General features: G+C 67.4%; 26 protein-coding genes, 1 tRNA gene, 1 other RNA gene, 1 pseudogene and 1 riboswitch. Of the genes and pseudogenes, 17 read left to right on the plus strand and 12 right to left on the minus strand.

Annotated elements, in window-relative coordinates; translation table 11 throughout:
• Positions 1 to 26: 26 nt before the first annotated feature.
• From NWFMUON74_RS01100 to NWFMUON74_RS01110, 3 genes are all read left to right on the plus strand, one after another.
• Positions 27 to 758: a maleylpyruvate isomerase N-terminal domain-containing protein gene (locus NWFMUON74_RS01100; RefSeq protein ID WP_187686165.1), complete on the plus strand. Its 732-nt coding sequence runs from the start codon at positions 27 to 29 to the stop codon at positions 756 to 758.
• A 78-nt stretch (positions 759 to 836) separates the two neighbouring features.
• Positions 837 to 925, plus strand: a tRNA-Ser gene (locus tag NWFMUON74_RS01105).
• A 517-nt stretch (positions 926 to 1,442) separates the two neighbouring features.
• Entirely contained in the window at positions 1,443 to 2,024 is a 582-nt protein-coding gene (locus tag NWFMUON74_RS01110) for a hypothetical protein (RefSeq protein ID WP_187686166.1), read from the plus strand.
• A gap of 862 nt (positions 2,025 to 2,886) precedes the next feature.
• Here NWFMUON74_RS01110 and NWFMUON74_RS01115 read toward each other — a convergent pair.
• The 3 genes from NWFMUON74_RS01115 to NWFMUON74_RS01125 are packed head-to-tail and all read right to left on the minus strand — an operon-like array spanning position 2,887 to position 6,026.
• Positions 2,887 to 3,732: a hypothetical protein gene (locus NWFMUON74_RS01115; protein WP_187686167.1), complete on the minus strand. Its 846-nt coding sequence runs from the start codon at positions 3,730 to 3,732 to the stop codon at positions 2,887 to 2,889.
• Positions 3,733 to 3,747: 15 nt separating this feature from the next.
• On the minus strand, positions 3,748 to 5,721 hold the full coding sequence (locus NWFMUON74_RS01120; protein ID WP_187686168.1) for a hypothetical protein: 1,974 nt from the start codon (positions 5,719 to 5,721) through the stop codon (positions 3,748 to 3,750).
• The gene (locus NWFMUON74_RS01125) at positions 5,718 to 6,026 is read right to left on the minus strand and encodes a hypothetical protein (protein WP_232110779.1); all 309 of its coding nucleotides are present in this window, start codon (positions 6,024 to 6,026) and stop codon (positions 5,718 to 5,720) included. Before NWFMUON74_RS01125 ends, NWFMUON74_RS01120 begins: the two co-directional genes overlap by 4 nt.
• 1,040 nt (positions 6,027 to 7,066) lie before the next feature.
• On the opposite strand from NWFMUON74_RS01125, the gene NWFMUON74_RS01130 reads away from it, so the two are divergent.
• Together NWFMUON74_RS01130 and NWFMUON74_RS01135 are read left to right on the plus strand one after the other, a co-directional pair.
• Complete coding sequence (locus NWFMUON74_RS01130; protein WP_187686170.1) at positions 7,067 to 7,267, plus strand: hypothetical protein; 201 nt, start codon at positions 7,067 to 7,069, stop codon at positions 7,265 to 7,267.
• On the plus strand, positions 7,267 to 7,620 hold the full coding sequence (locus tag NWFMUON74_RS01135; protein ID WP_187686171.1) for a hypothetical protein: 354 nt from the start codon (positions 7,267 to 7,269) through the stop codon (positions 7,618 to 7,620). The genes NWFMUON74_RS01130 and NWFMUON74_RS01135 overlap by 1 nt, the downstream gene beginning before the upstream one ends.
• Positions 7,621 to 7,634: 14 nt before the next feature.
• Here NWFMUON74_RS01135 and NWFMUON74_RS36800 read toward each other — a convergent pair.
• Together NWFMUON74_RS36800 and NWFMUON74_RS01140 are read right to left on the minus strand one after the other, a co-directional pair.
• Positions 7,635 to 7,709: pseudogene (locus NWFMUON74_RS36800) on the minus strand (hypothetical protein); the annotation flags it as partial.
• Between the two features lie 317 nt (positions 7,710 to 8,026).
• On the minus strand, positions 8,027 to 8,980 hold the full coding sequence (locus NWFMUON74_RS01140) for a hypothetical protein (protein ID WP_187686172.1): 954 nt from the start codon (positions 8,978 to 8,980) through the stop codon (positions 8,027 to 8,029).
• Between the two features lie 287 nt (positions 8,981 to 9,267).
• On the opposite strand from NWFMUON74_RS01140, the gene ffs reads away from it, so the two are divergent.
• Both ffs and NWFMUON74_RS01150 read left to right on the plus strand, forming a co-directional pair.
• An RNA gene (gene ffs, locus NWFMUON74_RS01145) (signal recognition particle sRNA small type) lies at positions 9,268 to 9,362 on the plus strand.
• A gap of 143 nt (positions 9,363 to 9,505) precedes the next feature.
• Entirely contained in the window at positions 9,506 to 10,792 is a 1,287-nt protein-coding gene (locus tag NWFMUON74_RS01150) for an aspartate aminotransferase type Ic (protein ID WP_187686173.1), read from the plus strand.
• 115 nt (positions 10,793 to 10,907) lie between these two features.
• Here NWFMUON74_RS01150 and NWFMUON74_RS01155 read toward each other — a convergent pair whose 3' ends face one another.
• Positions 10,908 to 11,732, minus strand: a complete 825-nt coding sequence (locus NWFMUON74_RS01155) for a methyltransferase domain-containing protein (RefSeq protein WP_187686174.1) — start codon at positions 11,730 to 11,732, stop codon at positions 10,908 to 10,910.
• A gap of 198 nt (positions 11,733 to 11,930) precedes the next feature.
• On the opposite strand from NWFMUON74_RS01155, the gene NWFMUON74_RS01160 reads away from it, so the two are divergent.
• Entirely contained in the window at positions 11,931 to 12,503 is a 573-nt protein-coding gene (locus tag NWFMUON74_RS01160) for an HhH-GPD-type base excision DNA repair protein (protein WP_187688838.1), read from the plus strand.
• A gap of 22 nt (positions 12,504 to 12,525) precedes the next feature.
• Here the strand turns inward: NWFMUON74_RS01160 and NWFMUON74_RS01165 are convergent, their stop codons facing one another.
• Genes NWFMUON74_RS01165 through NWFMUON74_RS01180 form a run of 4 tightly spaced genes read right to left on the minus strand, consistent with a single transcriptional unit; the run spans position 12,526 to position 16,242 of the window.
• On the minus strand, positions 12,526 to 13,680 hold the full coding sequence (locus NWFMUON74_RS01165; RefSeq protein ID WP_187686175.1) for an LLM class flavin-dependent oxidoreductase: 1,155 nt from the start codon (positions 13,678 to 13,680) through the stop codon (positions 12,526 to 12,528).
• A gap of 14 nt (positions 13,681 to 13,694) precedes the next feature.
• Complete coding sequence (locus NWFMUON74_RS01170; protein WP_187686176.1) at positions 13,695 to 14,696, minus strand: ABC transporter substrate-binding protein; 1,002 nt, start codon at positions 14,694 to 14,696, stop codon at positions 13,695 to 13,697.
• On the minus strand, positions 14,693 to 15,463 hold the full coding sequence (locus NWFMUON74_RS01175) for an ABC transporter ATP-binding protein (RefSeq protein WP_187686177.1): 771 nt from the start codon (positions 15,461 to 15,463) through the stop codon (positions 14,693 to 14,695). The genes NWFMUON74_RS01170 and NWFMUON74_RS01175 overlap by 4 nt, the downstream gene beginning before the upstream one ends.
• Positions 15,436 to 16,242, minus strand: a complete 807-nt coding sequence (locus tag NWFMUON74_RS01180; RefSeq protein ID WP_232110780.1) for an ABC transporter permease — start codon at positions 16,240 to 16,242, stop codon at positions 15,436 to 15,438. Before NWFMUON74_RS01180 ends, NWFMUON74_RS01175 begins: the two co-directional genes overlap by 28 nt.
• A gap of 273 nt (positions 16,243 to 16,515) precedes the next feature.
• Between NWFMUON74_RS01180 and NWFMUON74_RS01185 the strand changes: the two genes are divergently transcribed.
• The 3 genes from NWFMUON74_RS01185 (at position 16,516) to NWFMUON74_RS01195 (ending at position 18,231) form a co-directional block, all read left to right on the plus strand.
• Positions 16,516 to 17,214 carry a DUF8020 domain-containing protein gene (locus NWFMUON74_RS01185; protein ID WP_187688840.1) on the plus strand — a complete coding sequence of 233 codons (699 nt, stop codon included), beginning with the start codon at positions 16,516 to 16,518 and terminating at the stop codon, positions 17,212 to 17,214.
• A gap of 338 nt (positions 17,215 to 17,552) precedes the next feature.
• Complete coding sequence (locus NWFMUON74_RS01190) at positions 17,553 to 18,074, plus strand: flavin reductase family protein (RefSeq protein ID WP_187686178.1); 522 nt, start codon at positions 17,553 to 17,555, stop codon at positions 18,072 to 18,074.
• Entirely contained in the window at positions 18,058 to 18,231 is a 174-nt protein-coding gene (locus tag NWFMUON74_RS01195) for a hypothetical protein (RefSeq protein ID WP_187686179.1), read from the plus strand. The genes NWFMUON74_RS01190 and NWFMUON74_RS01195 overlap by 17 nt, the downstream gene beginning before the upstream one ends.
• A gap of 93 nt (positions 18,232 to 18,324) precedes the next feature.
• On the opposite strand, the gene NWFMUON74_RS01200 is transcribed toward NWFMUON74_RS01195, so the two are convergent.
• Entirely contained in the window at positions 18,325 to 18,966 is a 642-nt protein-coding gene (locus NWFMUON74_RS01200; RefSeq protein WP_187686180.1) for a hypothetical protein, read from the minus strand.
• A 114-nt stretch (positions 18,967 to 19,080) separates the two neighbouring features.
• On the minus strand, positions 19,081 to 19,944 hold the full coding sequence (locus NWFMUON74_RS01205; RefSeq protein ID WP_187686181.1) for an SDR family oxidoreductase: 864 nt from the start codon (positions 19,942 to 19,944) through the stop codon (positions 19,081 to 19,083).
• Positions 19,945 to 20,132: 188 nt separating this feature from the next.
• Positions 20,133 to 20,226, plus strand: a riboswitch (SAM riboswitch).
• Between the two features lie 11 nt (positions 20,227 to 20,237).
• Between NWFMUON74_RS01205 and NWFMUON74_RS01210 the strand changes: the two genes are divergently transcribed.
• The 6 genes from NWFMUON74_RS01210 to NWFMUON74_RS01235 all read left to right on the plus strand — a co-directional run bounded on the left by NWFMUON74_RS01210 (position 20,238) and on the right by NWFMUON74_RS01235 (position 26,497).
• A complete protein-coding gene (locus NWFMUON74_RS01210) occupies positions 20,238 to 20,375 on the plus strand; it encodes a hypothetical protein (protein ID WP_187686182.1) in 138 nt (45 codons plus the stop codon).
• Positions 20,372 to 21,442: an LLM class flavin-dependent oxidoreductase gene (locus tag NWFMUON74_RS01215; protein WP_187686183.1), complete on the plus strand. Its 1,071-nt coding sequence runs from the start codon at positions 20,372 to 20,374 to the stop codon at positions 21,440 to 21,442. Before NWFMUON74_RS01210 ends, NWFMUON74_RS01215 begins: the two co-directional genes overlap by 4 nt.
• A 328-nt stretch (positions 21,443 to 21,770) precedes the next feature.
• Complete coding sequence (locus NWFMUON74_RS01220; RefSeq protein ID WP_187686184.1) at positions 21,771 to 22,730, plus strand: ABC transporter permease; 960 nt, start codon at positions 21,771 to 21,773, stop codon at positions 22,728 to 22,730.
• Between the two features lie 186 nt (positions 22,731 to 22,916).
• On the plus strand, positions 22,917 to 23,774 hold the full coding sequence (locus NWFMUON74_RS01225) for an ABC transporter permease (protein WP_425300888.1): 858 nt from the start codon (positions 22,917 to 22,919) through the stop codon (positions 23,772 to 23,774).
• Positions 23,771 to 25,417, plus strand: coding sequence for a dipeptide ABC transporter ATP-binding protein (locus tag NWFMUON74_RS01230; RefSeq protein WP_187686185.1), 1,647 nt, complete (start codon positions 23,771 to 23,773; stop codon positions 25,415 to 25,417). The genes NWFMUON74_RS01225 and NWFMUON74_RS01230 overlap by 4 nt, the downstream gene beginning before the upstream one ends.
• On the plus strand, positions 25,418 to 26,497 hold the full coding sequence (locus tag NWFMUON74_RS01235) for an LLM class flavin-dependent oxidoreductase (protein WP_187686186.1): 1,080 nt from the start codon (positions 25,418 to 25,420) through the stop codon (positions 26,495 to 26,497). It begins immediately after the preceding gene.
• The last annotated feature ends 7 nt before the right edge of the window (positions 26,498 to 26,504 follow it).

Here is a 26,504-nt window from a genome sequence, read left to right on the forward strand (position 1 = left end):
ACCGTGCCGAACAGGAAGCGAACGTCATGATCGACCTGAAACCGGCCTGCCACACCATGATCGATCTGCTCGAGGGCATCTCCGGGTTTCAGCTCTGCCTCCCGACCCCGTGCACCGAGTACACGGTGAGAAATCTGGTCTCGCACATCGCGGAAACAGCGAGGGGCGCAAGCGAACTGGTGAGCAGCGGTGCGACCATCGAAACCTCGCGAAGCGCGGTGCCGCGGCGCGCTACCGGCAGCGCGAGCGGCCCAGCCGACCCGCCCGTGCAGGCGGTCCGTGCCGCTACGACGGACAGCCGGGCCGATGGGCGTGCGGGGGAGGGGCGGGGCGTGGCGGCTGTCGCCGTCGGCGATCTCGCCGCTGCGCCGTCCACCGACTACTTGCGTGTGGTCGCGGCGCAGGTGCGGGCGCTGGGGATGGCTTGGGACAACCCTGCCGCCTGGGTGGGTACGACGGAGGCGGGTGGGCTCGCCTTGCCCAACGAGGTGTGGGGGAAGATCGCGTTCACCGAGATGGTCGTGCACGGCTGGGACCTGGCTACGGCCCTGGGCCGCCCGTTCCGCCTCCCCGAACCGACCTTGCGCGCCTGCCTCGATCACGTCACCGCCTTCGTCCCCGCCGCCCCCATCCCCCGCCCTGTGGGGCGCCCCCGTCACCCCACCCCCCGACGCCACCCTCCTCGACCGCATACTCACCATCACCGGCCGCGACCCCCACTCGGTTCCCGCCGCCGTCGCCTGACCCCCGCAGCCTGACCCCCGCCGCCGTGGCATAACCCGGTCCGGCACAGCCCGTTTTTACACACACATGCCCAGGCCGGTATGCTCCTGCGCGGAGGATTCGCCTAGTGGCCTATGGCGCTCGCCTGGAACGCGGGTTGGGTTAACAGCCCTCGCGGGTTCGAATCCCGCATCCTCCGCCATGGAACCGCAGGCTGGGGGCGCTTTTCACAGCGTCCCCGGCTCGCAGGTCGACACCGCGGTGTCTGAGGGGATGTCGGCGCACATGTTGAAGGTGCACCCCGTTGTCCAGCATCTCAATCCGCACACGCAAAGACGGCTCCGCCTACACCAGGTCCTTTCGTCACCACGGCAAGCAGACCTCCCAGTCGTTCGAGGACCACGCCGCCGCCCTGGAATGGCAGGTCCTGCTCGATCTCGTCGGGCCCGACGAGGCCCTCGACATCCTCACCGCCGCCCAGCAGGCCACGCACACCACACGGGCGAAGCGCCCACGGTGGAGACGCCCGGCGGCGTCGTGCTCGGCAGCTGCCGAATGCCGACGACCCGGTGTATTGCGCGCCCAGCTCGACACCCGGGTCGCCGACGCCCGCCTCGTCCTCGACCGGCTTCCGGACCTTCCGTTCGTCGGCGGCCAGCTGGTCCTCGAGTGCGTCTATGGTCGGGCACTCCTACGGCGGCCTCACCGCGGTGACATTGATGGCGCAGGACACCCGGGCCGAAGCTGCGGTGGTGCTCGATGGCTCGGCTGGATGGAACCAGGTCATCGACGCCCCGGAGGTGGACCGGCCGGTGCTGCTACTCGCGTCCGGGGCGATGGTGCACATTTCGTGGCTCGGGTTCGCGCCTGGGAGATTCCAGCTGACGACAGTACGCGGCGGCGGCCACTACACCGTCACCGATTTGCCCGCGTTCGCGCCGGACGCTACCGAGCTGTGCGGCACCGGGCCTGCGGCTCGCGGTACCGACATCTCCCGCAGGATCGTGCGTGATTTTCTCGACAGCCGTCCGCCTGACAACTGGCCCGAGGTTGATAGGCGTAGCTGGCGCCGCTGTGAACCGGGTCGCTGTGATCGCGGCCCGGTTTCGTGCAGTCAGGGCGCTGCGCAACTGCAGTTTGCTGTCACCGAATATGGCCAATGGGGATCAAGGCTCGGTGCTGGAAAATCTGAAGGATTGGTGGTACACCTTCACGGGCAGCGGATACGGTCGTGGGACGTCTGGTGGCAGGTTCTCGTATTCGGTTTCATTTGTAATGCCAAGGGCAATGGAGATACATGACCTGCAATTGAAATTCCGTGACGAGTGCGCTGACTTTCAATTGCTCGGGTCGAGGTATCTAATCGATCCTGACGTGAAATGTGCGCAGCTCGTCATCTGCGATAAACTCTGTGAGCGCCACCAGTACGTCATCGGTAAAGTCCAGCTTGCTCTGGCCAGGGGCAATCTAGTTTCTTGCTTTCAAGAGAGCCTGTCGCTCTTTGGCAGTTAGTCCCAAGGCTCTCTTCCCTGGATGGATGTCTAAAGCCGCATTCAGTCCACTACGGACAGGGGCATCAGGCGCATTTCGGGGAGGACTGGCAGAGGGCCAGGATGAGAGTTGGTCGGGTCATCGTTTTCCAGCTTCGCTGCCGCGTCCATCCGCTTTGCGCTACGAAGGTCGTCGGGGGTAGCGCCAATGAAGCTGGCAATGTTAGCAAGAGTATCGGCATTTATACGAAATGGCATTAGTGTCCCGTCGGTGTCAAGTTTGCATCCCCGAATGAACTCCATGGGGCGGTTGTACTCTGCCAGAGTTCCAGTACTAGATCGGCTTCCGGGAGTATGGCGACGGGGGTGTACCACTGCGCTTTGGGCTGGCCAGCCATGATACGCGGAGGTGCCGACGCCCATCCTAGTGTTATGTTGACCTGATCGAGGCCCACTGGGCTGACAACGTCGACATTGCCAGCTGGAAGGCCCTCGACAATTCTGGCAGATGATGGTCCAACTATCCACAATTACTCTCGCGTAAGACCCAATTCGGATACGCGCTCCCTCGGCTACGTCCGCGCCGCCAAGCCATAGACTCACCTCCGCCGAGCACGACGGTACACACGAATCTGTTTCAGCCGAACACTCGGCTGGGGCAGTCTCGTCGTTGTCAGCTGGTCAGCTCGCCGCGCTGTATCCGATCAGTCGCTGCCTCGGACGCCAGTTCGTGCCGAGCTTCCGGGTGCTGCCAGTAGAAGCGGATCAGGTGGTACAGGAGCGCCGGGTCGATTCGGAAGAAGTGGACGTCGATGGTCATGTTGCGGAGATATTGAGGGCTGAGCCGACGCACGACGAAGGAACTCGACAGAATTCTCAAAGAATCCCGTGTAGAAGGCTTGATGAGCAGGACGGGATTGTTGTAATTGGCCGAGGCTTCGACATCGGAAATTTCCGACCAATCGAGTACTTGACGGATCGATCCATTATTCAACTCGACGCATTCGGGGCCGATGGCAAGTTTGCAGTCACTGCGCAGAATGGTTATGTAGTGGAAAGCCAGCAATGCTGTGGCAATCACGGTGACTATCAGCATTCCCGCCACAGCGTAGTCGCGCGCGTTACTAGCGCTCGAACGGTCGTCGCGGACTAGCAGGGAAATCGCATATGCCACTAGGAATACCGCTCCCGAAATCAGCAGTACGAGCAGGGAAACGCTGAATGGCCGCGCCATCGGCAATACCAGCGCGGAATCAGTCGTGGTCTTTCGTGGTAGCCGGGTCGGGCGGACGCTCCACACGGAGACTAAGGCGGCAACGGCGCTGGCTGACACGACCGTGCCGCCCGCGTGGAAGATGATCTGTAGGACGTTTCCTGCGCTTACAGCGGCAATGAGCATTGCGCCGAAGAAGAGGGTACCGATTGATAAAAAGGGGATGCCGAAGATGATCGCGGGTTTGCGCTTCGGGCTCCCGTACCCACGTGGCCAGTCCAACGGTGCAATCTGGTCTTGCGGCATGTCGTATCGTGCTCCCTATTCGAAGAGTTCCCGGACGCCGGTTCCTGCCTTGTCACCGACGTAAGCGCCACCCGCACCACCGAGGTAGCCGCCTCCCATTGCGCCGATAGTGGCGAGAATCGGAACCGCTGCCGGTGCTGCCGGCCCCGTGAGCGTTCCGATCCCTCCCAAGGCCCATGCGCCAGCAGCCGCACCACTGATTCCGCCGACGGTGCCACCTGTCGCGTTCCCGGCTGCCTCGTAGATCCCCTTATGGTCATAGACAACGTCGTGGACATTTGTATAGACATTGAGCAGTGCAGTAGCTCCACCGCCACCGATTTTGGCGCCCTTCGCAAGTGCTTCGGCTCGGGAGGCTCCACTCGCAGCGTCCGAAGCATGGTCCATCGCATCCACCATGGCGCGTCCCGCACCAGGCTGTCCCGATTCGATCAGTGAAAGGGCCCGCGCAGACGAATCCGCAGAGCGTTGTGCCGCCTGTGCCGCACCATCTGCCATGGTCTTTCCGTACTGCTTGACAGCCTCGCCAGCACCATCACTGCCTATGCCGATTTTGCTGGCATCCGGGTGCTGCTGCCAATTATCCCCCGCGGAATCGACTCCTTGACTCAACTGCTGGGAACCCCACGATCTCACGACATCCCACGGCTCGATTTTCAATGAACCGTCCGGATTCTTGCTCGGATCGTAGGTCAGCAGAGAATCATCCGGGAACTTTGTCAGGATAATGCCATCGTGAGTGATGGTCTTCGCTACTCCGCCGCCCGGCAATCTCGTATCGATCGAACCATCGGCGTTGAGTAGCGACCGCGTTCCGTCGGAGTTCGTCATCTCGATCAGCTTTGGCTGCCCGTCCGTGCCCGCCACATAGCGTTCGATTTCCCGAAATCCGTCCGGACGCCTCCATTCACGATCGAATGCCCCGTTCTGGCCCTCGACGTCTGTGATGAATCCACCGTTCGGGCCGGGGTACGACTCCGACACCTTCGCGCCGAGCGAACCATCGTCGTTCACTGTGCGCGTAATCGACCGGCCGTTGCCCTGCGGGAGAGTCTGCAAGCGCTGCTGTTTCCCGTCTGCGCCGGTGATCGTTGTGTCCACAATGCCGGAGCCGTCGGTGCGTGGAGTCGATACCGTTGTGGAGGGCGGTTTTCCGTCGGTGCTGGCTGTGGTGACGGTTGATCCGTCCGGCTGCTGGATCGAGCTGGCGACGGTGAGTGTGCCGTCTGGATTGGGTGTGATGGTCTTCGTTGATCCGTCCGGTTCGGTGACGGTGATCGGAATGCCTTGGTCGAGTTTCATGGTCTCGCCGAGCAGCTGCCAGTTCGGTGGCAGCTCGGACGGTTTCGCGGTGTCAGGGTGCGTCAGCCCGGGATACAGGGTGCGGATGGTCTTCGACGGTGCCTCGAGCAACGAGACGCGGGAGATCTCGGCTTTGGCGGCGTCGATCGCGGTTTTCGCCGCGGTCGCTGTGTTGTCGGCGTGCTGTAGTGCGGTCACCATCGCCAGTTGCTGTTGCGCGGCCTCGTGCTCGATTTGCAGGATCGCTCCCGCGACGACGCCCGGGTCTGCGTCGTTGTTCGGGTTGCGGCCGCCGGCGGCTTTGACCGCCTGGATCTTCGCGTTCGCGGTCACTGTGCCGTTGTCGGCGACCTCGAATCCCATGCCCTGGATGAGGTTGCGTTTGTCGATGACCTGTTGCCGGGCGTCGGTCAGCGCGGTCTGATAGCGGGTGTACGTGTCTTTGAGCCCGAGGATCGTGCCCATCAGGTGGCTGCCGGCGGTTTTCTCGTTCGTCACCCGCCGGGCGGCGGCGTCCGCGGCGGCACCCTTCCATGATTCGGCGAGGTCGTCCTGTGTGGTGAGCATGGACTGCAGATGCTCGTCGCCCTTGGTCACCAGGTTGGCGAAGCTGGTGGCGTCGGTGCCCAGCGCTGCTGGGTTCCATTTCTCGACTTGGGAGATGAGCAGTGTCTGGCCGGGGCTCATTGCAGCCCGCCCATTGCGCGCAGCTGGTCGGCGAAGAACGTCTCTTCGATCTGGTACGAGTCGCCGGTGCCCTTGGCGATCTGCGCCATCTCGGCCGGGCGGGTCGAGAAGAACGCGAGGGCGCTCTTGACCTGGTCCCGTGCAGCGTTGACGCTGCCGCCCAGCTCGGTACCGGGAAACAGATCATCCGCCGCGGCCCCCGCGACGCTATCGGCCAGGCCCTTGATATCCCCCGACAGCCCGTCCAGCCACTTCGCCCACGCCCGCAACGCGTCCGGATCAACCTGCACTGCTTCCCCCTCCATACAGACACGGCTGTACCCCTCAGGCCCTGGAAACAAGGACTGATGATACAGCCGGTACGGAGGAGAGGCCGATCACACTTCCGTCCGGACCACAGCGGCTATCGAATGGCTATCACGACGAGTGGTCTGTGGCGATTTGCTGGGCGACTTCGGAGTGCCGACCTCCACTTTCCACAGCATCTGCGTCGGTGCCTCGCTATCGTGCCGCTCGTATTCGTGGTCGGCCCGTTAGCAGATACTCGACGCCCGTGGAGATCGCGAGCAACCCCGCGATCACCCGACCAGGCCGCCCGGTACTCATACCTGTCCCACCTCGCACGGGAAGGTCATCCACCAGGCGAAACTCATTCGGCGGTACGCGGTTCCACGTCCACGATGCACATCAGCGCGTGCAGCTGGATCATGTCGAAGTGCGTGGGAGACGGGCGATCACGGCGCCGACATCCGCGGCCCGCACCTGATCGACCAAGGAGAGGATGGACGGCCCGGGCCAATACAGGTGATATCCGAGTTGTCTTGCGAGCCTGCCGATTCGGGTGGTCTCCAACTCCGACCACGGGCTGACGGCAAGATCTATCCATGCGAGCGCTGTGGGTTCTGCCCTCATTGCCCGTTGCCTCCCTCTGCCGGTCGGTGGTGGGCACCCGCCGCCGGGGAGCCGGATCGGGGGAGTCAGATACGACCCGACGGTGGGCCGAGGCTGAAGGTAGCTTCGGGAAAGTCCCCATTTCATCCGCGTATCGGCCGATCCTTCTGAAACAAATGGAAATTCGTGTATGGAGTTGCCGCCAAGTGCGAAACTCTGCCGGGAACGGGTATCGTGCCGCACTATTGACGACGACTCACCGATGTGGCGGTGGCATCCGACGTGCATATCCCGACCGGTCAGACAATTGGGCGGATCCGTAAACCATCGGCATGACACAGACGGAGCTGGGGCGCTTCTCCATCTCACACAGCCTGCTGTCTCGCAGTTAGGGCACGACGGACCAGCCGTTTACGATATCTGCGTCCTGCGCCGCGTTGCCAAGGCACTGCAAGTGCCGCTGACCGTGCTGGTGGTCGAATCGGACGAGGAGGCGGACATGGAACGTCGCCAGTTCATGAGGCCGGAGCGGCAACTGTTGGTGCTGCCGCTCTATCGGGACGGCAAGCCACAGCGTCCTCCGCCTCGAGTGTTGGCCGGTCGGATGTTGAGCGAATCGTCGGGAGCGTCAACGAGATTCATCAACTACAGCTGATGGCCGGAGGAGACCGGCTGTGCGATCTTGCCGCCAACGAAGCCCGGTATGTCGAGCAGCTGCTCGACCACGGCAGCTACACCGATCGCGTCGGCAAGGCATTGACCGGTGCCGCTGCCGAGATGATGACCGCGGCGAGCTGGTCTATTACGACGCCGGTCGATGGCCGGCCGCCCGCCGGTACCACGCGGATGCCGCTCAAGCTGCCACGACTGCGGGCGACGGCATCGCTGCAGCTCATCGTTGGATCAACGCATGCCTGCTGTCGTACCGGGAGGGGTTCACAAGAGTGGGAGACCGTTTGCCGCTCGGCAAGGTGGCGACGGAGTCTTACGATCACCCCGCCGAGATAGTTTTGGACGACACAGGCCGTCACAGCGGACTGGCCCTCGGCGAAGTCACGCTCAGCCCAATCCGACGACCGCTGGTCTCTGCGGATCACGCCGTCTGGACGGCATCCTCGAGAGCGCGGCGCGACCCGACAACCACATGTGCAGGCTACCGGCGCTGCACGTCCGAGCGCAGCTCGGCGTACCTGTTGACCTGGTCAACACGGCTCGAGTGATCTCCAGGTCACCCAAGCGCCGAGATCCGGTGAGGTCGCAGATGAAAGACATTTCCGGTGGTCAGGGTCCGGGGTTCGAATCCCGCATCCTCCGCTGCGAACCGCCGGTAGAAACCTCTACCGGCGGTTCTGCGTTGGTGGACGCTACCTGGCCGTTCCGTGCCGGCAATTTCCTGCCAACGGATCGGCCTCGGCTACTTGTGCAGGGCTGTGAGCGCCTTCTTCAACTGCTCCTTGCACACCGTGCCGACATCCTCCTTGTTGACCGGGGAGGAGGAGTCGATGGAGATCTTCACCTTGGCGGAGAGGTTGGAGTCGAGGACCGCGCAGGTGTAGTCGGTGCTGACGAAGCTGGAGTAGTTCTGCTCGTAGACGGCGTAGTAGGCGTCTTGGCCGAGGCCGGCGATGGTGCCGGAGGTGCGGCCGCTGCCGGTGGTCTTGGTGTCGTAGTCCTTCCAGTTGTTGAAGCCGGGGGTGCCGTACTTCGACTGGAAATCGGCCTCGAAGTCCAGGTCCGAGCCGTCGGAGCCGTACTTCCCGGCGCCGGTGTAGGACGCGCGGCACTCCAGCGAACCGCCGCCGTAGCTGGCGTCGGGCTGGCGTTCGGTGTGCTCGTTGGCGCCGTCGGGGGTGGGCGCCCACTTGCGCAGCACCGTGGTGTCGACCAGCGCGCACGCGTCGTTGATGTTGGCCATCGAGTAGTTACCGTCGGTCTTCTTGTCCGTTCCGGTCGCCCCGCTACCGCTGCTGCCGCTGTCGTCCTTGGCGGCGAGGGCCACGATGCCGATGACGACGCCGACGAGCACGACCAGACCCAGCACACCACCGATGATCCACGGGGTCGCGTTGCTCTTCTTGGGCGGATACCCGCCCTGATACGGCTGCTGGTAGGGCGTGCCACCGTACGGCGGCGCCGGATAGCCGGGCTGCGGCTGCTGCGGATACTGCGGCTGGCTCTGCTGCTGGTACTGCGGCTGCGGCGTGCCCAGGTAGTTGTCGAAACCGGCGCCGAGCACGGTGGGGTCGGTACCGGTGACCGGGCCCTGCCCGCCGCCGTACACGGTCGGGTCGGTGCCCGTCACCGGTCCCTGTCCGCCGCCGTACACGGTCGGATCCGCGCCCGAGATCGGGTTGTCCGGGCTCGACATGGGCGTCGACCACCACTGCGTTTCATTGGATTGCCCGCTCTGCGCCGGCTGATCCCGGTCGTGCGGTGGGTTGGTGCCTGTCACTGCTCAAATCCTCCGGTTGTGGCGCGGAAGCCCCCTCGAAATGTCGCACAGATCGTAGCCATTCGGGCGCTCCAAGTCGCGATGCCAGTTGTGGGGGCAGCGAACCGCAGACCCCGGTGCGCCGCCGGTCGCGGTGTTTGCCGTGGTGAAGCGGGTCGTGAGGGTCCGGTTCGGTACTGGGCGAGACAGTCGCTACACTTGCCGATGGATCCCGCGCGGCGCGCATCCTGTGAACTCCCCCAGGGCCGGAAGGCAGCAAGGGTCAACGGGCTCTGCCGGGTGCGCGGGGTCCCCTTAATCTCTCTGCGGCCCGGGGGCGGCCGGAAGTTCCGAAAGTCGTATGCACCACACCTTGCGCGGCGGGTAACGTGGTCGGCTGGACCGGGGCCAGAAGCACCCGGCCCGCAACCCTGTACCTCGCTGCTTGAAAGGCTGCTCAGGATGCCCCGGCAAACGCAGATCGGTTTGATGAGCCAAGCGGAACTCGTGTCCGAACACGAGACGCAGACCGCGAACTACGCGAAGCTCCAGGCCGAGAAGCTCACGCTGGATATCACGCGCGGCAAGCCGTCGCCGGAACAACTCGACCTGTCCGCCGAGCTGCTGACGCTGCCCGGGGCGGGCGAGTTCCGCGACGGCTCCGGCACCGACTGCCGCAATTACGGTGGCCTGCACGGTCTTCCGGAGCTGCGCGCCATCTTCGGCGAACTGCTCGGCATCCCGGTCGAGAACCTGCTCGCCGGCAACAACGCCAGCCTGGAACTGATGCACGATGTCATCGTCTACGCGATGCTGCACGGCACCACCGATTCGCCGCGGCGCTGGGCGGACGAGCCGATCAAATTCGTCTGTCCCGCACCGGGTTACGACCGGCATTTCGCGATCACCCAGTCCCTCGGCATCGAGATGATCCCGGTCGCCATGCACCACGACGGCCCGGACGTGCGCGCCATCGCGCAGCTGGTGGCGGCCGATCCGCAGATCAAGGGTCTGTGGGCGGTGCCCAACTATTCCAACCCCACCGGCGTCACCTTCTCCGAAGACGTTGTGCGCGAGCTGGTTTCGATGCCCGCCGCGGCGCCGGACTTCCGGCTGTTCTGGGACAACGCGTACGCGGTGCACCCGCTGACCGACACCGCGGCGCCGGTGCTGGACGTGCTCGGGATGGCCGCGGCCGCCGGTAACCCCAACCGCCCCTTCGTCTTCGCCTCCACTTCGAAGATCACCTTCGCCGGGTCGGGTGTCAGCTTCATCGGCGGATCGGCCGCGAATCTGGAGTGGTACCTGAAACACCTGTCGAAGAAGAGCATCGGCCCGGACAAGATCAACCAGCTGCGGCACCTGCGTTTCTTCGGCGACGCCGAGGGCGTGCGCACGCACATGCAGAAGCACCGCGCCATCCTGGAGCCGAAATTCAAACTGGTGCTGCGCATCCTGGAGGAGCGGCTGGGCGCCTCCAAGGTCGCGTCCTGGACCGAGCCCAAGGGCGGCTACTTCGTCAGCCTCGACGTCCTGGAGGGCACCGCGGCCAAGGTGGTGCAGCTGGCCAAGGAGGCCGGAATCGCCCTCACCCCGGCGGGTTCGGCGTTCCCCTACGGAAAAGACCCGGAGGACAAGAACATTCGCATCGCCCCGAGCTTCCCGTCCCTGTCGGATCTGGAAGCCGCGATGCACGGTCTGGCCACGTGTGTCCTGCTGGCCGCGACCGAGAAGCACCTCGGCAAGTAGGACTTGTTCCGTTGCCCGTTCTGAGCGACGGGTTCCGACCGAGTAGTAGTGCGTTCATGAAGCCGCCGCCGTTGTCTGGCAACGGCGGCGGTTTCGTCGGCTGTGTTGGTCGGGGTTAGCCGGGCTTGTGGGCGAGCACCGCGAAGATGGTCACGGACAGGTGGATATCGCCGGTGCGGGCGCCCGCGTCGAGGTCGGCGAGCAGCTGGGTGCGTTGCTGTTCGGTGATCGCGCCGCGGGCCACCGCCATGGCCGAGACGCGGCCCACCAGGGCTCCCGCGCCGATCGCGGGGTCCTGGACCAGCGCGTGCGAGCCGTGGTCGTCGATCTCCAGACCCGCGTGGGTGAGCAGGCCCGGCAGCCGACGCCCGGCGAACGGGTCGGTGGTGTTGCTGATCAGCGTCTCGATCACCTCGCGCACCACGTGCCGGTCGCCGGGATGCACGATCGCGGTGCCCCAGTCGCTGTCCATCAGCACCACCCGGCCGCCCGGCCGCAGCACCCGCGCTATCTCACCCACGGCGCGGGCGGGGGAGGTCAGGTGCTGGAAGACCCGTTCACACAGGGCGACATCGCAGCTCTCGTTGGCCAGCGGCAGGTTGTAGGCATCGCCAGGCACGAATCTGGCCGCCGACCCGGCCTCGGCCGCGCGGCGCTGCGCCGCCGTCAGCAGCTCGGGGTCGGGTTCCACCCCGACAGCCGACCCACCGGGCCCGACCGCCTCACCGAACGTGAGCACCTCCGACCCGGTGCCGGAGCCGATGTCGACGGCGCTCTCACCGGGCCGCGCGGCCAGGGCTTCGTGCGCCCAGCGCCGCAACCGCCGAATCCCGGGCAGCGCGGCCTGCAGGTCGCGGACGTCGATGAGCTGCTCCCGGCCGTCCCGATCGAAACGGTCCGGCCGCAGCCCGGAGAACGAGGTGCTGTGTGTGGGCGCCATGTGTCTTGCCGTTCTGTCCCTCGGCAGCGTTGCCACTGTGGATATAGCCATAGTGTCAGGCATGCCGACACCCTACGCGCGAAAGAAAGCTACGCGCCGGTACGAACGACACGGCCGTCGCAACCCCCGGCGCGCCGCACAGTCGAGTCCCGGGTTGGCCACCACCGCGCCCGTGTCGAATGCGATGATCGAGGCATGGTGAGCCGCAAACTGTGCCTCGCGCAGGAACCGGAGGCGGACAAGCTGTTGTCGGCCGACAACTTCGCGCTGCTGACGGGGATGTTGCTGGATCAGCAGTTCCCGATGGAGCATGCGTTTCGTGGGCCGCAGAAGCTGGCCGACCGGATGGGTGGGTTCGACATCCGCCGGATCGCCGAGGTCGATCCGGAGGAGTTCGAGGAGCTGGGCGCTACCCCGCCCGCCATCCACCGCTACGGACGGTCCATGGCGCGCCGCGTACAGGAGCTGGCGCGCTACATCGTCGAGAACTACGACGGTAAGGTCGAGAACCTCTGGATCGACGGCGACCCGGACGGCAAGGAAGTCCTGAAACGCCTCAAGGCCCTGCCCGGCTTCGGCGACCAGAAGGCCCGCATCTTCCTCGCCCTCCTCGGCAAACAGCGCGGCGTGCAACCCGCCGGCTGGCGCGAGGCCGCCGGCGCGTACGGCGAGGAAGGCTCCCACCGCTCCGTCGCGGACGTCACCGACGCCGAATCCCTCTCGCAGGTAAGGGAATTCAAGAAGCAGGCGAAGGCTGCCGCCAAGAAGTAGCGATGGGATCCCGGCGAAGTCCCTAGCTGCTGCTGGCGGCGGGGGTGGAGGCGAAAGGGGTTGCCGTGACGCGGGTTTCGCGTTGGGCGGGGGGCTTCCAGAGGCCGCGGCGCTGGAGGAGAGGTAGGACGCCCTCGCCGAACCAGTACGCCTCTTCGACGTGGGGGTAGCCGGAGAGGATGAAGTGGTTGATGCCGAGGCGGGAGTATTCGATGAGGCGTTCGGCCACTTCCTCGTGGGAGCCGACCAGTGCGGTACCGGCGCCGCCGCGGACCAGGCCGACGCCCGCCCACAGGTTCGGGGCGATCTCGAGGCGGTCGGTGGAGCCACCGTGCAGGTCGAGCATGCGGCGCTGACCTTCGGATTCGCTGCGCGCCAGGCTCGCCTGCACCCGCTCGATCTCGGCGGGGTCGACGGCCTCGAGCAGCCGGTCGGCCTCGGCCCAGGCCTGTTCGGAGGTGTCGCGGGAAATGACGTGGATGCGCAGGCCGTAGTCGAGCTTGCGGCCGCGGTCCACCGCGAGACGGCGAATCCACTCCAGCTTCTTGCTCACCGCGAAAAGTGGTTCGCCCCAGGTCAGATAGGTGTCGGCGTACTGGGCGGCCACCGGCCCGGCCGCCGTGGAGGAGCCACCGAAGAAGATCGGCGGGACCGGGTCGGGGTGATTGTTGAGCAGCGCGTCCTGGACCCGGATGTGCTCGCCCTCGAAGCTGATCGGCTCGTGCGAACGCCACAGCTCACGCACCACGTGCAGGAATTCGCCGGTGCGCTGGTAGCGCTGCTCCTTGTCCAGGAAATCGCCGAACGCGCGCTGCTCGTGCGGCTCGCCGCCGGTCACTACGTTCAGCAGCAGCCGCCCGCGCGAATGCCGCTGGTAGGTGCCCGCCATCTGCGCGGCCAGCGTCGGGCTCACGATGCCGGGGCGGAAGGCGACCAGGAACTTGAGCGTCTCGGTGGTCTCCACCAGCATGGCCGTCGTCAGCCACGCGTCCTCGCACCACAGTCCGGTCGGGGTGAGCACGGCCTCGAAGCCGTTCTCCTCCGCGGCGCCGGCGATCTGGTTCAGATAGCGCAGCGAGGCCGGGCGGTCACCGGACATCGCGGTGCCGTGCCCACCCGCGATCAGGTTGCGGGAGTCGCCGTAGGTGGGCAGAAACCAGTGGAACGATAAGGACATTCGTGCTGCTCCCTTCAGGAGGCCGGGGGGAAGAGGTCGTTGAAGCGGGTGTCGACGAAGTCGGAGACCCGCACCTTGTTCGGAATCAGTTTCGCCTCGGTGAAGGCGTCGGCGACCTGCTGCTCGGCGTCGATGGTCGCGGCGTCGAGCGGATGATCCTCGTAGGGATCACGTTTCGCGGCCACCAAAGTGACTTCGGTGGGTAGTCCCGTGAGCTGTCCCCACGTCTGCGCCCACTGTTCGGGATGCCGATCGGCCCAGGTGTGGGCGCGCTGGATGCGGCCGAGAAGGTCGCGGATCGCCTCGGTGCGCGACTTGCTCTCCAGCGCTTTGTTTCCCGCGATGAAGAACGCGTCGCCGTTCACATAACCGGTGCCGTCCACCAGGATTCGCGCGCCGGTTTGCGACTGCCCCTGCGCGGTGTAGGGATCCCAGATCGCCCAGGCGTCGACGCGCCCGGTGCTCAGCGCCGCCAGTGCGTCGGCGGGCTGCAGATACTGCGGCTGGATGTCGTCGAACGACAGCCCGTTCTTGTCGAGCACCGTGAGCAGGTGGTGATGCGACGAGCTGCCCTTGGCGACCGCGACCTTCTTACCCTTCAGATCCGCGGGCGCGCGGAGCGGCGAATCCTTCGGCACCAGCACCGCCTGCCCCGCCGTTCCGGCCCGGTACGCCGACACGATCTTGACAGCGGACTTGGCGGCGGCCGCGAAGATCGGCGGCGAATTCCCCACGCCGCCGAAATCGACCGCCCCGGAGTTGATCGCCTCCAGCATCGGCGGTCCGGAGGTGTACTGCGACCATTCGATCCTGTAGGGCACCGATTTCAACTCGCCGGCCGATTCCAGCAGCGCCTGCAGCCCGGTACCCTTCTGGTCGCCGAGCCGCAGTGTCACCTGCGAGAAGTCCACGCTGCCGTCGGCGCGGACGGCGGCGTCCTCGCCGTCGTCGGTGCCGCAGGCCGTGGCGACGAGCGCGGTGAGAGCGAGTGCGGCGAAGAGGCGGCGGCTGATCATGTGGTTCCTTCGGTTTCCGCTGCGGCGACACCGAGATCGCCGAGCAGCCCCCGGCGCAGTGTCACGAATCGGGAGTCCTCGCGGCGGCGCGGCCGCGGCAGCTCGACGCGAATGTCGTTGGTGATGCGGCCGTCCGCGAGCACGAGCACGCGGTCCGCCAGCAGCAGCGCCTCGTCGACATCGTGGGTGACCAGCAGCACGCTCGGCCGGTGCCGCGCCCACAACTGCAACACCAAGGCGTGAACAGTGATGCGGGTCAACGCATCCAGCGCGCTGAACGGTTCGTCGAGCAACAGCAGATCCGGGTCGCGGACCAGCGCCCGCGCCAGTGACGCGCGCTGTGCCTCACCGCCGGACAGGGTCAGCGGCCAGGCATCGGCACGCTCGGACAGCCCGACCTCGGCCAGCGCCGCCCGCGCGGCCGCCTTCGGATTACTGTGCCGCAGTCCGAGAGTCAGGTTGGCGTGCACGCGTTTCCACGGCACCAGCCGCGGTTCCTGGAACGCGACGGCCACGTCACCGGCGACGGTGAGTTCGCCGTCGTGCGACCGGTCCAGTCCGGCGAGGGCGCGCAGCAGCGTCGACTTGCCGGTCCCGCTGCGCCCCAGCAGCGCGACGAACTCGCCTCGTTCGATATCGAGATCCAGTCCGTCCAGCACCACCCGATCACCGAAAGCTTTGCTCAACTTGCGAATTCGCGCCACCACGGGCGCGGCGGCGGGCGCGTCCGCCGCGGCCGTCAATTCCCCAAGAACCCGCGTCGCCATACCAGCGCCTTCCTCTCGATCAGCCGGACCACGGCGTCGGTGAGCAGGCCCAGCACGCTGTAGACCAGCAGCCCGACCACGATGACGTCGGTGCGCAGGAACTCCCGGGCGTCGTTGATCAGAAAGCCCAGGCCCGCATCGGCGTTCACCTGTTCGGCGACGATCAGCGCGAGCCACGCCACCCCGAGTGACTGCCGCAGTCCGACCAGGGTCTGCGGCAGCGCGCCGGGCAGCACGATGTGGCCGATCGTCGCGAGGCGGGACAGTCGTTGCACGCGAGCGACTTCGGCGAGCTTGCCGTCCACGCCGCGAATTCCGGCGAAGGTGTTGAGGTAGAGCGGAATCGCGACGCCGAAGGCGACCAGCACGATCTTGGGCAGCTCACCGATGCCGAACCACAGGATCAGCAGTGGGATCAGGCCGTAGAACGGCAGCGTGCGCAGCATCTGCATGGGCGGGTCGACGATGTGCTCACCGAGCAGGCTGAGCCCGGCGATCACCGCGAGGGCGACGCCGATCACCGCGCCGATGCCGAAGCCGATGGCGGCCCGCTGCAGGGAAACCGAGATCGCCTCGGTGAGGGTGCCGTCGCGGAGAAGCTCGATCGCGGTGTCCACCACCGTGGTCGGCGCGGCGAGCAGCCGCTCCGGCAGCACGCCGGTGGCGCTGGCGAGTTGCCAGAGCGCCACGATCGACACCGGCGAGACCAGGCGCACCCAGCGCGAGGACGGTAATCGCGGGAGCCGGACCGGCGTCGACCGCAGGGCAAGTGATGACAACTCGAAAACCTCGTGCACTGGTAGCGGACTGTGTCGGCGGTGCCGAACGGTCGGCGGCCCGGATTCAGATGGTGCCCGCGGCGGGGCGCGAAGTCACCGGTTGAAATCTGCCTGGTTCTTAGCCCTGACAAAGCGCTGAGAACTCGCTGAGACTTGGCGCCAGCCGCAGCTGGTTACCCGAGCCGCCACGGCATTCCGGCGAATCCGCCACCCATGAATCCCGAACTGCAGCTGATCCGCCGCAGCCTGATGATGAGGAACAAACAGGTGAAGATGAGGAACTTCACCGCTGTCGCCACCATGGTGACAGCGGCAACAAGCATAGCCACCGGAACGTCACACGCGGCGCCGGACCCCGACGGAGTCGTGAATTACCAGGCCAGAACCACCGAGACGGCCACCATCATCTCGACCGATGCGGGTTCGCTCGATGTGGACAACGGGGTGTTCACGGTCAAGGCGGCGGACGGCAGCACGGTCGCCGGGACCGAGTTGTCGTTCCGTGTGGACGATTTCGTCTTCCCGATCGCGGCCCACATCCAGGACCGCACCGCGACGCTCACCCCGCAATTCGATCTCGCGCACGCCGTCTACCGGCCGGTGGCGCTGCCGTTCGAGGAGCTGGCCCCGTTCAAGACGCCCTACGACCGAGAAGTGGCTGCCTGGACCCGTCTGACCACCACTATCAGCGCGGGCGCCACGATCGGCACGCTGGTCGGCGGGATCGCGGGCGGCGCCGTCGGGTGCGTGCTGGGCGGCATCGCGGGCGCCACGGTGGCCGCCGCCGCCATCGTCGGCCTTTTCGGCGCGTTCCTGCCCGCCGCGGTGATCGGCTGCCTCGGCGGCATCATCGCCGTCGGCGCGCTGGGCACGCTGGCCGGTCAGCTGCTGGTCACGGCCCCCGTGGCGGTGCTGGCGGCGGCGCAGTACTTCACCACCGTCAATCAGCCGTTCGCACCGGCTCCGAAGTAGGTGGGAAGGCCCGGCGCGGTGCGCCGGGGGACGCCGATCCCGTCCGGAAGCCGTGCCGGGCGGGACCGGTCGGAGTCCGAATGGCACTGCGGCACAAGGTATATCGTGTACCGAAGGATCGCGGCGGAGGGTGCGGCGTACCGGCGTCGCCCGTTCCGGTCCGGCGATGCGATCCCGGCGAGCGAAACCCTCGCATTCCCTATATAGGGGGTGATGTAGTGGAGATCGCGCCGGGTGCTCGGGTACCGCGCTCGGCGCCCCTTCGAGGCGCACACTGGGAGCGACGATGAGCAGACCGCGCACGGTGGCCGACGTAGTCGAGATCGAGCTGGTGAATCATGGCTGAGCTGCACGAAATTCCCGCCGACGGCGCCGGTCTCCGCCGCGCCTTCGCCGCGTTCCCCAGTGGCGTCGTCGCGGTGTGCGCCGAAATCGGCGGTGTCCCATACGGATTGGCGGTCAGCACCTTCGTCCCGGTGTCGCTGGACCCGCCGCTGGTGTCGTTCTGTGTGCAGAACAGCTCCACCACCTGGCCTCGGCTGTCCGCGGCCAGCTATCTGGGCCTGAGCCTGCTGGGCACCGAGCAGCACGGAGCCGCCCGGTCGCTCAGCTCCAAGAACGGCGACCGCTTCCGGGACCTGGAACTGCATCGCGGGGCCGGACATTCGGTCTTCGTCGACGGCGCCTCGGCGTGGCTCGAGGGTGTGATCGAGACCCAGGTTCCCGCCGGCGATCACCAGGTGGTCATCCTGCGGGTCCGGCGCCTGGCGACGCGGGCCGAGGTCGACCCGCTGGTCTTCCACGGCAGCCGTTTCCGCCGCCTGCATCCGGAAGAGGTGCGCAATGGTGTCGCCCACTGACCCGGGCGATTCAACCTTCACGCTACCGCGGCTGCCCCGGTTCCGGCGCGAACTGATCGACGCTTCGTCCGTGTCCGTGGCCGATCCGGCGCAGCGGGCATGGAATTGGGTGAACCTCGACTGGATCGGTGTGGTCGTCGGCGTCGCGCCGCTGTGACGATTCCGCACGCGCCCGGCCCTGCCGGACGGGCGTCGCAGCCGCGGATGCCTGGAACACGATGAGGGGCAAGACATCCCGGTCGCGCGTGGATCACAGTGGATGGGACGGGCGGAAACACAGGCGGCGGCGCGGGCCCGGTAGCGGATCGGTATGTGCCACCAGCGTCGCCGCCAGCCCCCGGGCCTGCAGGTCGTGCAGCTGCATGTCCTGGCTGAAGGCGTCGAGGTGAATGAGCGTGTGCCGCACCAGAGCCGGCCCGATGTCCGGCGGATCGGTGCAGGCGCGGTAATAGGATTCGACCGCCCGCGGGTCCTCGGTCAGCGCCGCGAGCGCGCCGAGCCGCACCCGCTGGGTCAGCCCGTTCCAGATGTGCGCCTCCTCGTCGGTGCGGATCTTGCGCCAGCCGCCCCGATAGTCCAGATCGCGGATGATGTCCCCGGCCGATTTGCCCAGCCGGGTCTCGCAGACCACCGCCCACAGCGCGCACAGCCAGCTCAGCGCCAGCAGCGTGGACGGCGGGTGCAGGTCGCCGAGTTCGGCCTCGGCCTGGGCATGGGTGCCCAGGCTCGCCCACCGGAACACCAGTTCCTCGGTGTCGGCGAGCAGTTCGCCGGGTAGCTCGTCGGCCGCGGGGCGCACGAGCTGCACGGCCCGGCCCGAGGCCAGATCCTGTAGCTCCACCATGTCCGCTTCGCCGGTCGGCTCCCAGCGATGCGAATTCCGAGTCATCATCGGTGGTCCCCACTCGCTACGACTGCCACATCCACTCGGATTGAGCCACGAATACCGCACCGGCGCAAGCAAAAGCGGGGCATCCGGTTCGTCAGCGGGGTCCGCGCGTCCGGCTCACTCCACCGCCGAGGACCGCTCCGGCTCCTCGAGCAGCCTGCTGAACTGCCGGTTCGCGATGCGCATGACGATCTCGTAGGGCAGCGCGAATTTCCGCGCGAACCAGTACGCCACGCGGATGTCGAACGACGTGTGCACCAGGTAGCGATTGCGCTCGACGCCCGCGATGATCCGGTCGGCCACGTGCTCCGGGCTCGCCGCGTGTCCCTCGAACAGGCCGGTCAGCTTCCGCACCCGCGGATCGTCGCGGTCGACCCCGACGATCTGCACCGTGCCCACCAGCGGCGTCCGCACCGCACCCGGCACCACCAGGCTCACCCCGATGCCGTGCCGCTCCAGATCGAACCGCAGCACCTCCGAGATACCGCGCAGCCCGAACTTGCTGCCGCTGTAGGCGGCGTGCCAGGGCAGGGCGAGCAGCCCGGCCGCCGAGGACACGTTCACCAGATGACCACCGCGCCCGGCCCGCACCATCGGCGGCAGGAAATTCTCGATGATGTGGATGGGCCCCATCAGGTTCACGTCGATGACCGAGCGCCAGTGCCGGTGCTCGAGATTCTCCACGGTGCCCCAGGTGGCGATGCCGGCGATATTCATGACCACGTCGAGGCTGCCGTGCTCGGCGTGCACCCGCTCGGCCCACGCGGTCACGGCGTCGTAGTCCGACACGTCGAGCGCCTGTAGCGCTGCCACCCGGCCCCCGGCCGCCTCGACCAGCTCCGCCGTCGCCCGCAGTCCGGGTTCGGCGATGTCGGTCAGGAACAGCTGTGCCCCCTTGCGCGCCGCGGCCAGCGCGGTGGCCCGGCCGATGCCGCTGGCCGCGCCGGTGATCAGGCACTTCCGGCCGGTCAGGTCTTTCATGAGCGGAACTCCTAGCAGCTTCAGAACAACTGTGTTTTCACACTAGAGTATTGCGAACAGCACTGTACACAAAGGGTGTCCTCGCTTGTGCAATTCCCGGGTCCGCTGGGGAAAACCGGTTGCCAACAGTTGGATTCACGGTGATCGGGAGGGCAGACACCGGATCCAGGCTGCTTTACCGTCGATTTCACCCATCCAGAGCGGTTGAGAGACCTGGCTCGACGAGACCGCAGCAACCCCCCGCTCGCCGGGTGCGGGTGCTACCGCCAGGGCCGATGGAGGATCGCGATTCCATGAGCACACTGGCCGCCGCAGAGTCGTCCGGCGTGGTACCGGCCGACGAGGAGGACGCGCTACCCGTCGCGCGGACCTGGCATCCGTGGCGATGGCTGGTCGGGACGGTCGCGAAATTCGAGGTGTGCGTGGCATGAAATTCCTTCTGCTGACATTGATTACGCACCAGCCCGATCCGGTGACCGGTGCCACGGAGTCTCCGGCGCAGCGTTTGCGGCGGGTGGTCGACAGTGCTCGTCTCGCAGCGGAACTCGGTTATGACGGGTTCGCCGTCGGTGAGCGGCACGAGGATCCGTTCATCTCCTCCGCGCCGCCGGTGGTGCTTTCCCACATCGCCGCGGTGACCGCGCGGATCGCGCTGTTCACCGGGGTCACCACGCTGAGCCTGCTGGATCCGGTGCGGGCCTTCGAGGACTATTCGACGCTGGACAATCTCTCCGGTGGGCGGCTCGAACTGATCATCGGCAAGGGCAACGGGGCCGCGCAGGCACAGTTGTTCCACGTCACCGCCGAAGATCAGTGGGACCGCAATAGCGAAGGGTACGAGCTGTTCCGGCAGTTGTGGGAGCACGACAGCGTCACCTGGAGCGGACGGTTCCGGCCCGCGCTGACCGAGGCCAAGGCGCTGCCGCGCCCGCTGCAACCGCGCCTGCGCATCTGGCACGGCAGCGCCACCAGCCGGGAATCGGTGGATCTGGCCGCTCGCCACGGTGACCCGCTGTTCTCGGCCAATGTCACCTACCCCATCGAGCCGTATGCCGAACTGGTGCGGCACTATCGGGAGCGCTGGTCCGCCTACGGCCACGACCCCGCGGACGCCCTCGTCGGCGCGGGCACGGCCGGTTTCCACGTGACCCGCGACTCGCAGGACGCACTCGAGCGGTACCGGCCGATCTTCGAGGCCCGGCAGGCGACCGCGCGAAAGCACGGTCTTCCCATCGTTTTCCGGACCGTCGAGGACTTCGTGGAGCGCAGCTCGGCGCTGGTCGGCAGCCCGCAGCAGGTCCTGGACAAGGTGCTGCGCTACCACGAGCAGTTCGGGCACGAGGTGATCCATCTGTCCGCCGACGGTGACGGCTTCACCGACAAGCAGCACCGAGAAAGTCTCGAACTGTTCCAGTCGGAGGTAGCCCCCGCCCTGCGCCGACGCATCCCCTCTCGCGAGCTGGGCGCGCAGCGATACGCCGAAACGGTCCTCCGATGAACCGATACATCAGGCCCACAAAGCATTCGGGCAATCACAACATCGCGGGTGATGGCGGTATGCCGGTGGTTTGGCCCGTGTGGTCGGGCGCAGACGGTGCGGCGGTCGACCGGTGCGTGGGGTTCGCGGAGCGGGCGGGCCATCACGGCATCCCGGTGAACCGGCTCGTGTGGTCGGCGGCGCGTGCAGACGATTGCGGTAGGCCGGTGGGTTGGCGCATTCGGTTCTCGGAGCGGGTGGGCGAAGGGCGTACCGCCGTGGCTCGGCGCTCGGGGTTCTCGAAGCGTGCAGGTGGGGTGCCTGTGTGTGGGTGGGTGGGGGTGTCGGGGTGACGCGGTATGTGATCGTGCGGGTGTTGCAGGCCGCTGCGGTGTTGTGGGCGGCGTTCACGGTTTCGTTCGCGGTCTTGTATCTGTTGCCTGGGGATCCGGTGGAGTTGGCGGCGGGGGCTACTCCGGGGACGCCGGTCGATCCCGCGGCGATCGCGGAGATGCGGGCGCGGTACGGGCTGGATCAGCCGATGTGGCAGCAGTATCGGACGGCGCTCACCCACGACGTGCAGGGTGATCTGGGCAGGTCGCTGAGTACCGGGCAGTCGGTGACCGGGGCGCTTGCCGAGGCGCTGCCGACGACCCTCGCGCTGGCCTCGTTCGCGCTGGCGCTGGCGGTGGTGTTCGGCACCGCGCTCGCGCTGGCCGCCACCTACACCGAAAGCCGGTGGCTGCGTGGGCTATTGACCGCGCTGCCGCCGATAGGCGCGTCGGCCCCGACGTTCTGGGTGGGACTGCTGCTGTTGCAACTGTTCTCGTTCCGGCTGCGCTGGGTGCCTGCCTTCGGCGGCACCGGGTTACAAGGAACGCTGCTGCCCGCGGTGACGCTGGCGATCCCCGTCGGCGCGGTCATCGCGCAGGTGCTCCACACCAGCTTGGCGCAGACCTGGCGGCAGCCCTTCGTGGAAGTGGCGCTGGCCAAGGGCGCCTCGCGCTGGTGGGTCCAGCTGCGCCACGTCCTGCGTCCCGCGGTCGCTCCCGCTCTCACCGTCGCGGGCGTGTGGGTCGGCACGGTGCTCGCCGGTTCGGTCATCGTCGAAACCGTCTTCTCCCGTGCGGGCCTCGGCCGCCTCACCCAGACCGCCGTGCTGAACCAGGACATCCCGGTGGTTCAGGGCATCGTCATGCTCACCGCCGTCGCCTTCGTCCTGGTCAACCTCGCCGTCGACCTGGTGTACCCGGCGCTGGACCCCCGTGTCGCCCAAGCCTTCCGAGTAAAGGAGCCGTCCCATGCGTAGGGACGAGGTGGATGCCCCGCCGGGGCGTCCCGGGAAGACGCCCCGATCGCGCGTCGCGGCGGTGACGACGCGGCCGTCGCGGGTGGGGCGTGCCTACGGAGAGCCGGAAGCTCCGCATCGGGCGGACTCGGTTCCCGCGCCGAACGCGGTGGAGACAGGAGTGGGGGAGTGAGCGAGTCGGTTGCTGTGGGACCGGGCGTGGTGCCTCGGGTCGCGGCGCCCAGCGCCGTGTCCGTAGTGCGGGTGTTGCGCGACAACGTGTTCGCGGTGCTCGCCGGACTGGTGCTGGTTGTGGTGCTGGGGTGGGCGGTGGCGCCCGGGGTGTTCAGTGGGCGTGATCCGCTGGTGGGGGTGCCGGGGGAGAAGTTGCGCGGGCCGAGTGTGGAGCATTGGTTCGGGACGGACAATTTGGGCCGGGACGTCTATACGCGGGTGGTGCACGCGGCCGAGTTGTCGTTGACGGCAACTGTTTTCGCGGTGGTGATCGGGCTGGTGTTCGGGACGCTGGTCGGCCTGGTAGCCGGGGCGATCGGCGGTGCCGTGGACGCGGTGATCATGCGGATTGTCGACGTGCTGCTGTCGATCCCGGAGTTGCTCACCTCGCTGGCACTGGTGACCGTGCTCGGGTTCGGGACCCGCAATGTCGCGATCGCGGTCGGAGTGGCGTTGGTCGCGCGCTTCGCCCGCGTGATGCGGACCGAGGTGCTGCGGGTGCGGCGCGCGCAGTACGTGGAGGCGGCGCTGGCGAGTGGGGTGCGGTGGCCGGTGGTGCTGGTGCGGCACGTGTTGCGCAATGCGTACGCCCCCGTGGCGGCGTTGGCCGCGGTCGAGTTCGGTGTCGCCGTGCTGGCGGTCTCGTCGCTGAGCTTCCTCGGCTACGGCGCCACCCCGCCGACACCGGAATGGGGCTCGCTCATTTCCGAGGGCCGCAACTACCTGGCCACCTCCTGGTGGATGACGACCCTGCCCGGTCTGGTCATCGTGGCGGTCGTGCTGTCCGCGCAACACCTGGGCCGCACCATCGCGCGGGACGGTGACCGGTGAGCGCGGCGGTGGAGCGGCTACCGGAGCCGCTGCTGCGCATTGATGAACTGCGGGTGCGTTACGGCGACGGAACGCGGTCGACGGCCGTCGCCGGGGCGACGCTCACGGTCTCGCCGGGGGAGACCGTGGCGTTGGTCGGCGAATCCGGCTCCGGCAAGTCGACTCTCGCGCACGCGGTGATCGGCCTGCTGCACGGCGGCACGATCATCGGCGGCACCATCCACTTCGACGGCGAACGCATCGACGACGCCCCGCAGCGCCGCCTGCGCCGATTGCGCGGCGCGCGTATCGGTTTGGTGCCGCAGGACCCGGGCACCTCGCTGAATCCCGTGCTGCGCATCGGCGATCAGGTCGCCGAGACCCTGCGCATCCACGGCCGCGCCACCCGCAGGACCGGGTGGGCGCAGGCGGTGCGCATCCTCGAGGAGGCCGGGCTCGACCGCCCCGAACTGCGGGCGCGGCAATACCCCCAGGACCTGTCCGGCGGGCAGCGCCAGCGAGTGCTCATCGGCATGGCGCTGGCCTGCGGCCCCGACCTGGTGATCGCCGACGAGCCGACCAGCGCGCTGGACGTCACCGTGCAGCGCCGCATCCTCGACCACCTGGCCGGGCGCACCGCCGAGTCCGGCACCGCGGTCCTGCTGATCACCCACGACCTCGGCGTCGCGGCGGACCGAGCCGACCGGATCGCGGTGATGCGTGGCGGCGAGATAGTCGAAATCGGCGATACCGCAGAGGTGTCGGCCGCCCCTCGGCACGAGTACACGCGCCGGTTGTTGTCCGCCGTTCCCGCGCTGGACGCCGCGACGCGCCCGCCGCGTCCGGCGGCCGGCCGGCCGTTGCTGGCCGCCACGGGACTACGCCGCACGTTCCGGGTCGGCCCGCGCACCACGCTGACCGCGGTGGACGATGTCGCCCTGCACGTGGATCGCGGCGAAACCCTCGCCCTGGTCGGCGAATCCGGTTCCGGCAAGACCACCACCGCGCGGATCGTCGCCCGCCTCGACCGACCAGACGCCGGGACGATCACCTTCGACGGACACGACATCGGCGGTCTGCGCGGCGGACGGCTGCGCGCACTGCGCCGCCGCATCCAGGTGGTGTACCAGAACCCGTACGCGTCACTGAATCCCAAGCTCACCGTGGCGCAGGCGATCTCGGAACCGTTGCGCGCCTTAGGCATCGGTGACCGGCGCGCCCGGCGCGTTCGGGTCGCCGAGCTGCTCGAGCAGGTCGCGCTGCCCGCCGACTATCTGAACCGCCGGCCCGGCGCGCTCTCCGGCGGCCAGCGCCAGCGCGTAGCGATCGCCCGCGCCCTGGCCCTGCACCCGGATCTGGTGGTGTTCGACGAACCCGTGTCGGCACTGGATGTCTCGGTGCAGGCGCAGATTCTCGAACTGCTGGAGCGACTGCAGCGCGACCTCGACCTGAGCTACCTGTTCATCACCCACGACCTGGCCGTGGTGCGCCGCATCGCCGATCGGGTCGCGGTCATGCGCGCCGGCGAGATCGTCGAGACGGGCATCACCTCGGACATCTTCGCGACACCTCGACACGAATACACCCGCGACCTGCTGACCGCGATCCCGGGCGCCGTACGCGAGCCGACCGCACGGCCCGCTCCGATCGAAAGGACGGCCTGAATGCCGCTGCCCAACCCACTGCTGCTCGGTGTCGAACTGTCCGGCACCGGAACCCATCCCGCCTCCTGGCGACGGCCCGACTCCCGCGCCGAGGGTCTGTTCACCGCGGACTACTGGGTCGACGCGATAGCCGAGGCCGACGCCGCGGGGCTCGACTTCGCCTTCCTGCCCGATTCGTTCGCGTTGCAATCCGCCGGAGCGAGTGGGCGATTGGAGGCGGTCGGCACGGCTGCTCGCGCCGCGGCCGCGACCCGGCGCATCGGTCTGGTGCCGCAGGCCCCCGTCACCCACACCGAGCCGTTCCACCTCTCGAAAGCCGTTGCCAGCCTGGACTTCGCGACCTACGGCCGGGCCGGCTGGGAGGCCACGGTGTCGCGCGGGCAGGCGAAGTTGTTCGGGCGCAAGGGCGAGCAGGACGAAGTGTCGCTATGGCACGAGGCCGACGAGGCGATCGAGGTGGTGACCCGGCTGTGGGACAGCTGGGAGGACGACGCCGAGATCCGCGACCGGTCCACCGGCCGCTTCATCGACCGCGACAAGCTGCACTACATCGACTTCGCCGGGGACAACTTCGCGGTGAAGGGCCCATCGATCACGCCGCGCTCGCCGCAGGGACAACCGCTGGTCGCGGTGCGCGCCGCCGATCCGCACAGCACCCGGGTGGCGGTACACCGCGCCGATCTGATCCGGATCGCGGCCACCGACCTCGCCGCGGCGGCACAGACACGCGGGGAGCTGCGGGCCGCCGTCGCCGCGGCGGGCCGCGACCCGAACCTGGTGCGGGTGCTGGTCGACCTCGACGTGCACGTAGCCGCGACCGACGACCAAGCCGCCCTCGACATCGCCCAGCTCGAGGTGTGGACGCCGACCGATCCGTCGAACACACTGCGCCACATCGGCACTCCGCATTCGGTGCGCGCGGTGTTCGAGCAGGTCCGCGCCGAATGCGCGGGTGACGGCGTGGTGCTGCGCCCACTCGCGCTGTCCGCGTTCATCGCGCAATTGCCCCGGATCGCACCGACGCTGCGTGAGCGCCTCGGCCTGCCCCGCCCGGCCAACCGCTACGCGACCATTTCCTGAGGACGAG

Source organism: Nocardia wallacei, assembly GCF_014466955.1.
GTDB lineage: Bacteria > Actinomycetota > Actinomycetes > Mycobacteriales > Mycobacteriaceae > Nocardia > Nocardia wallacei.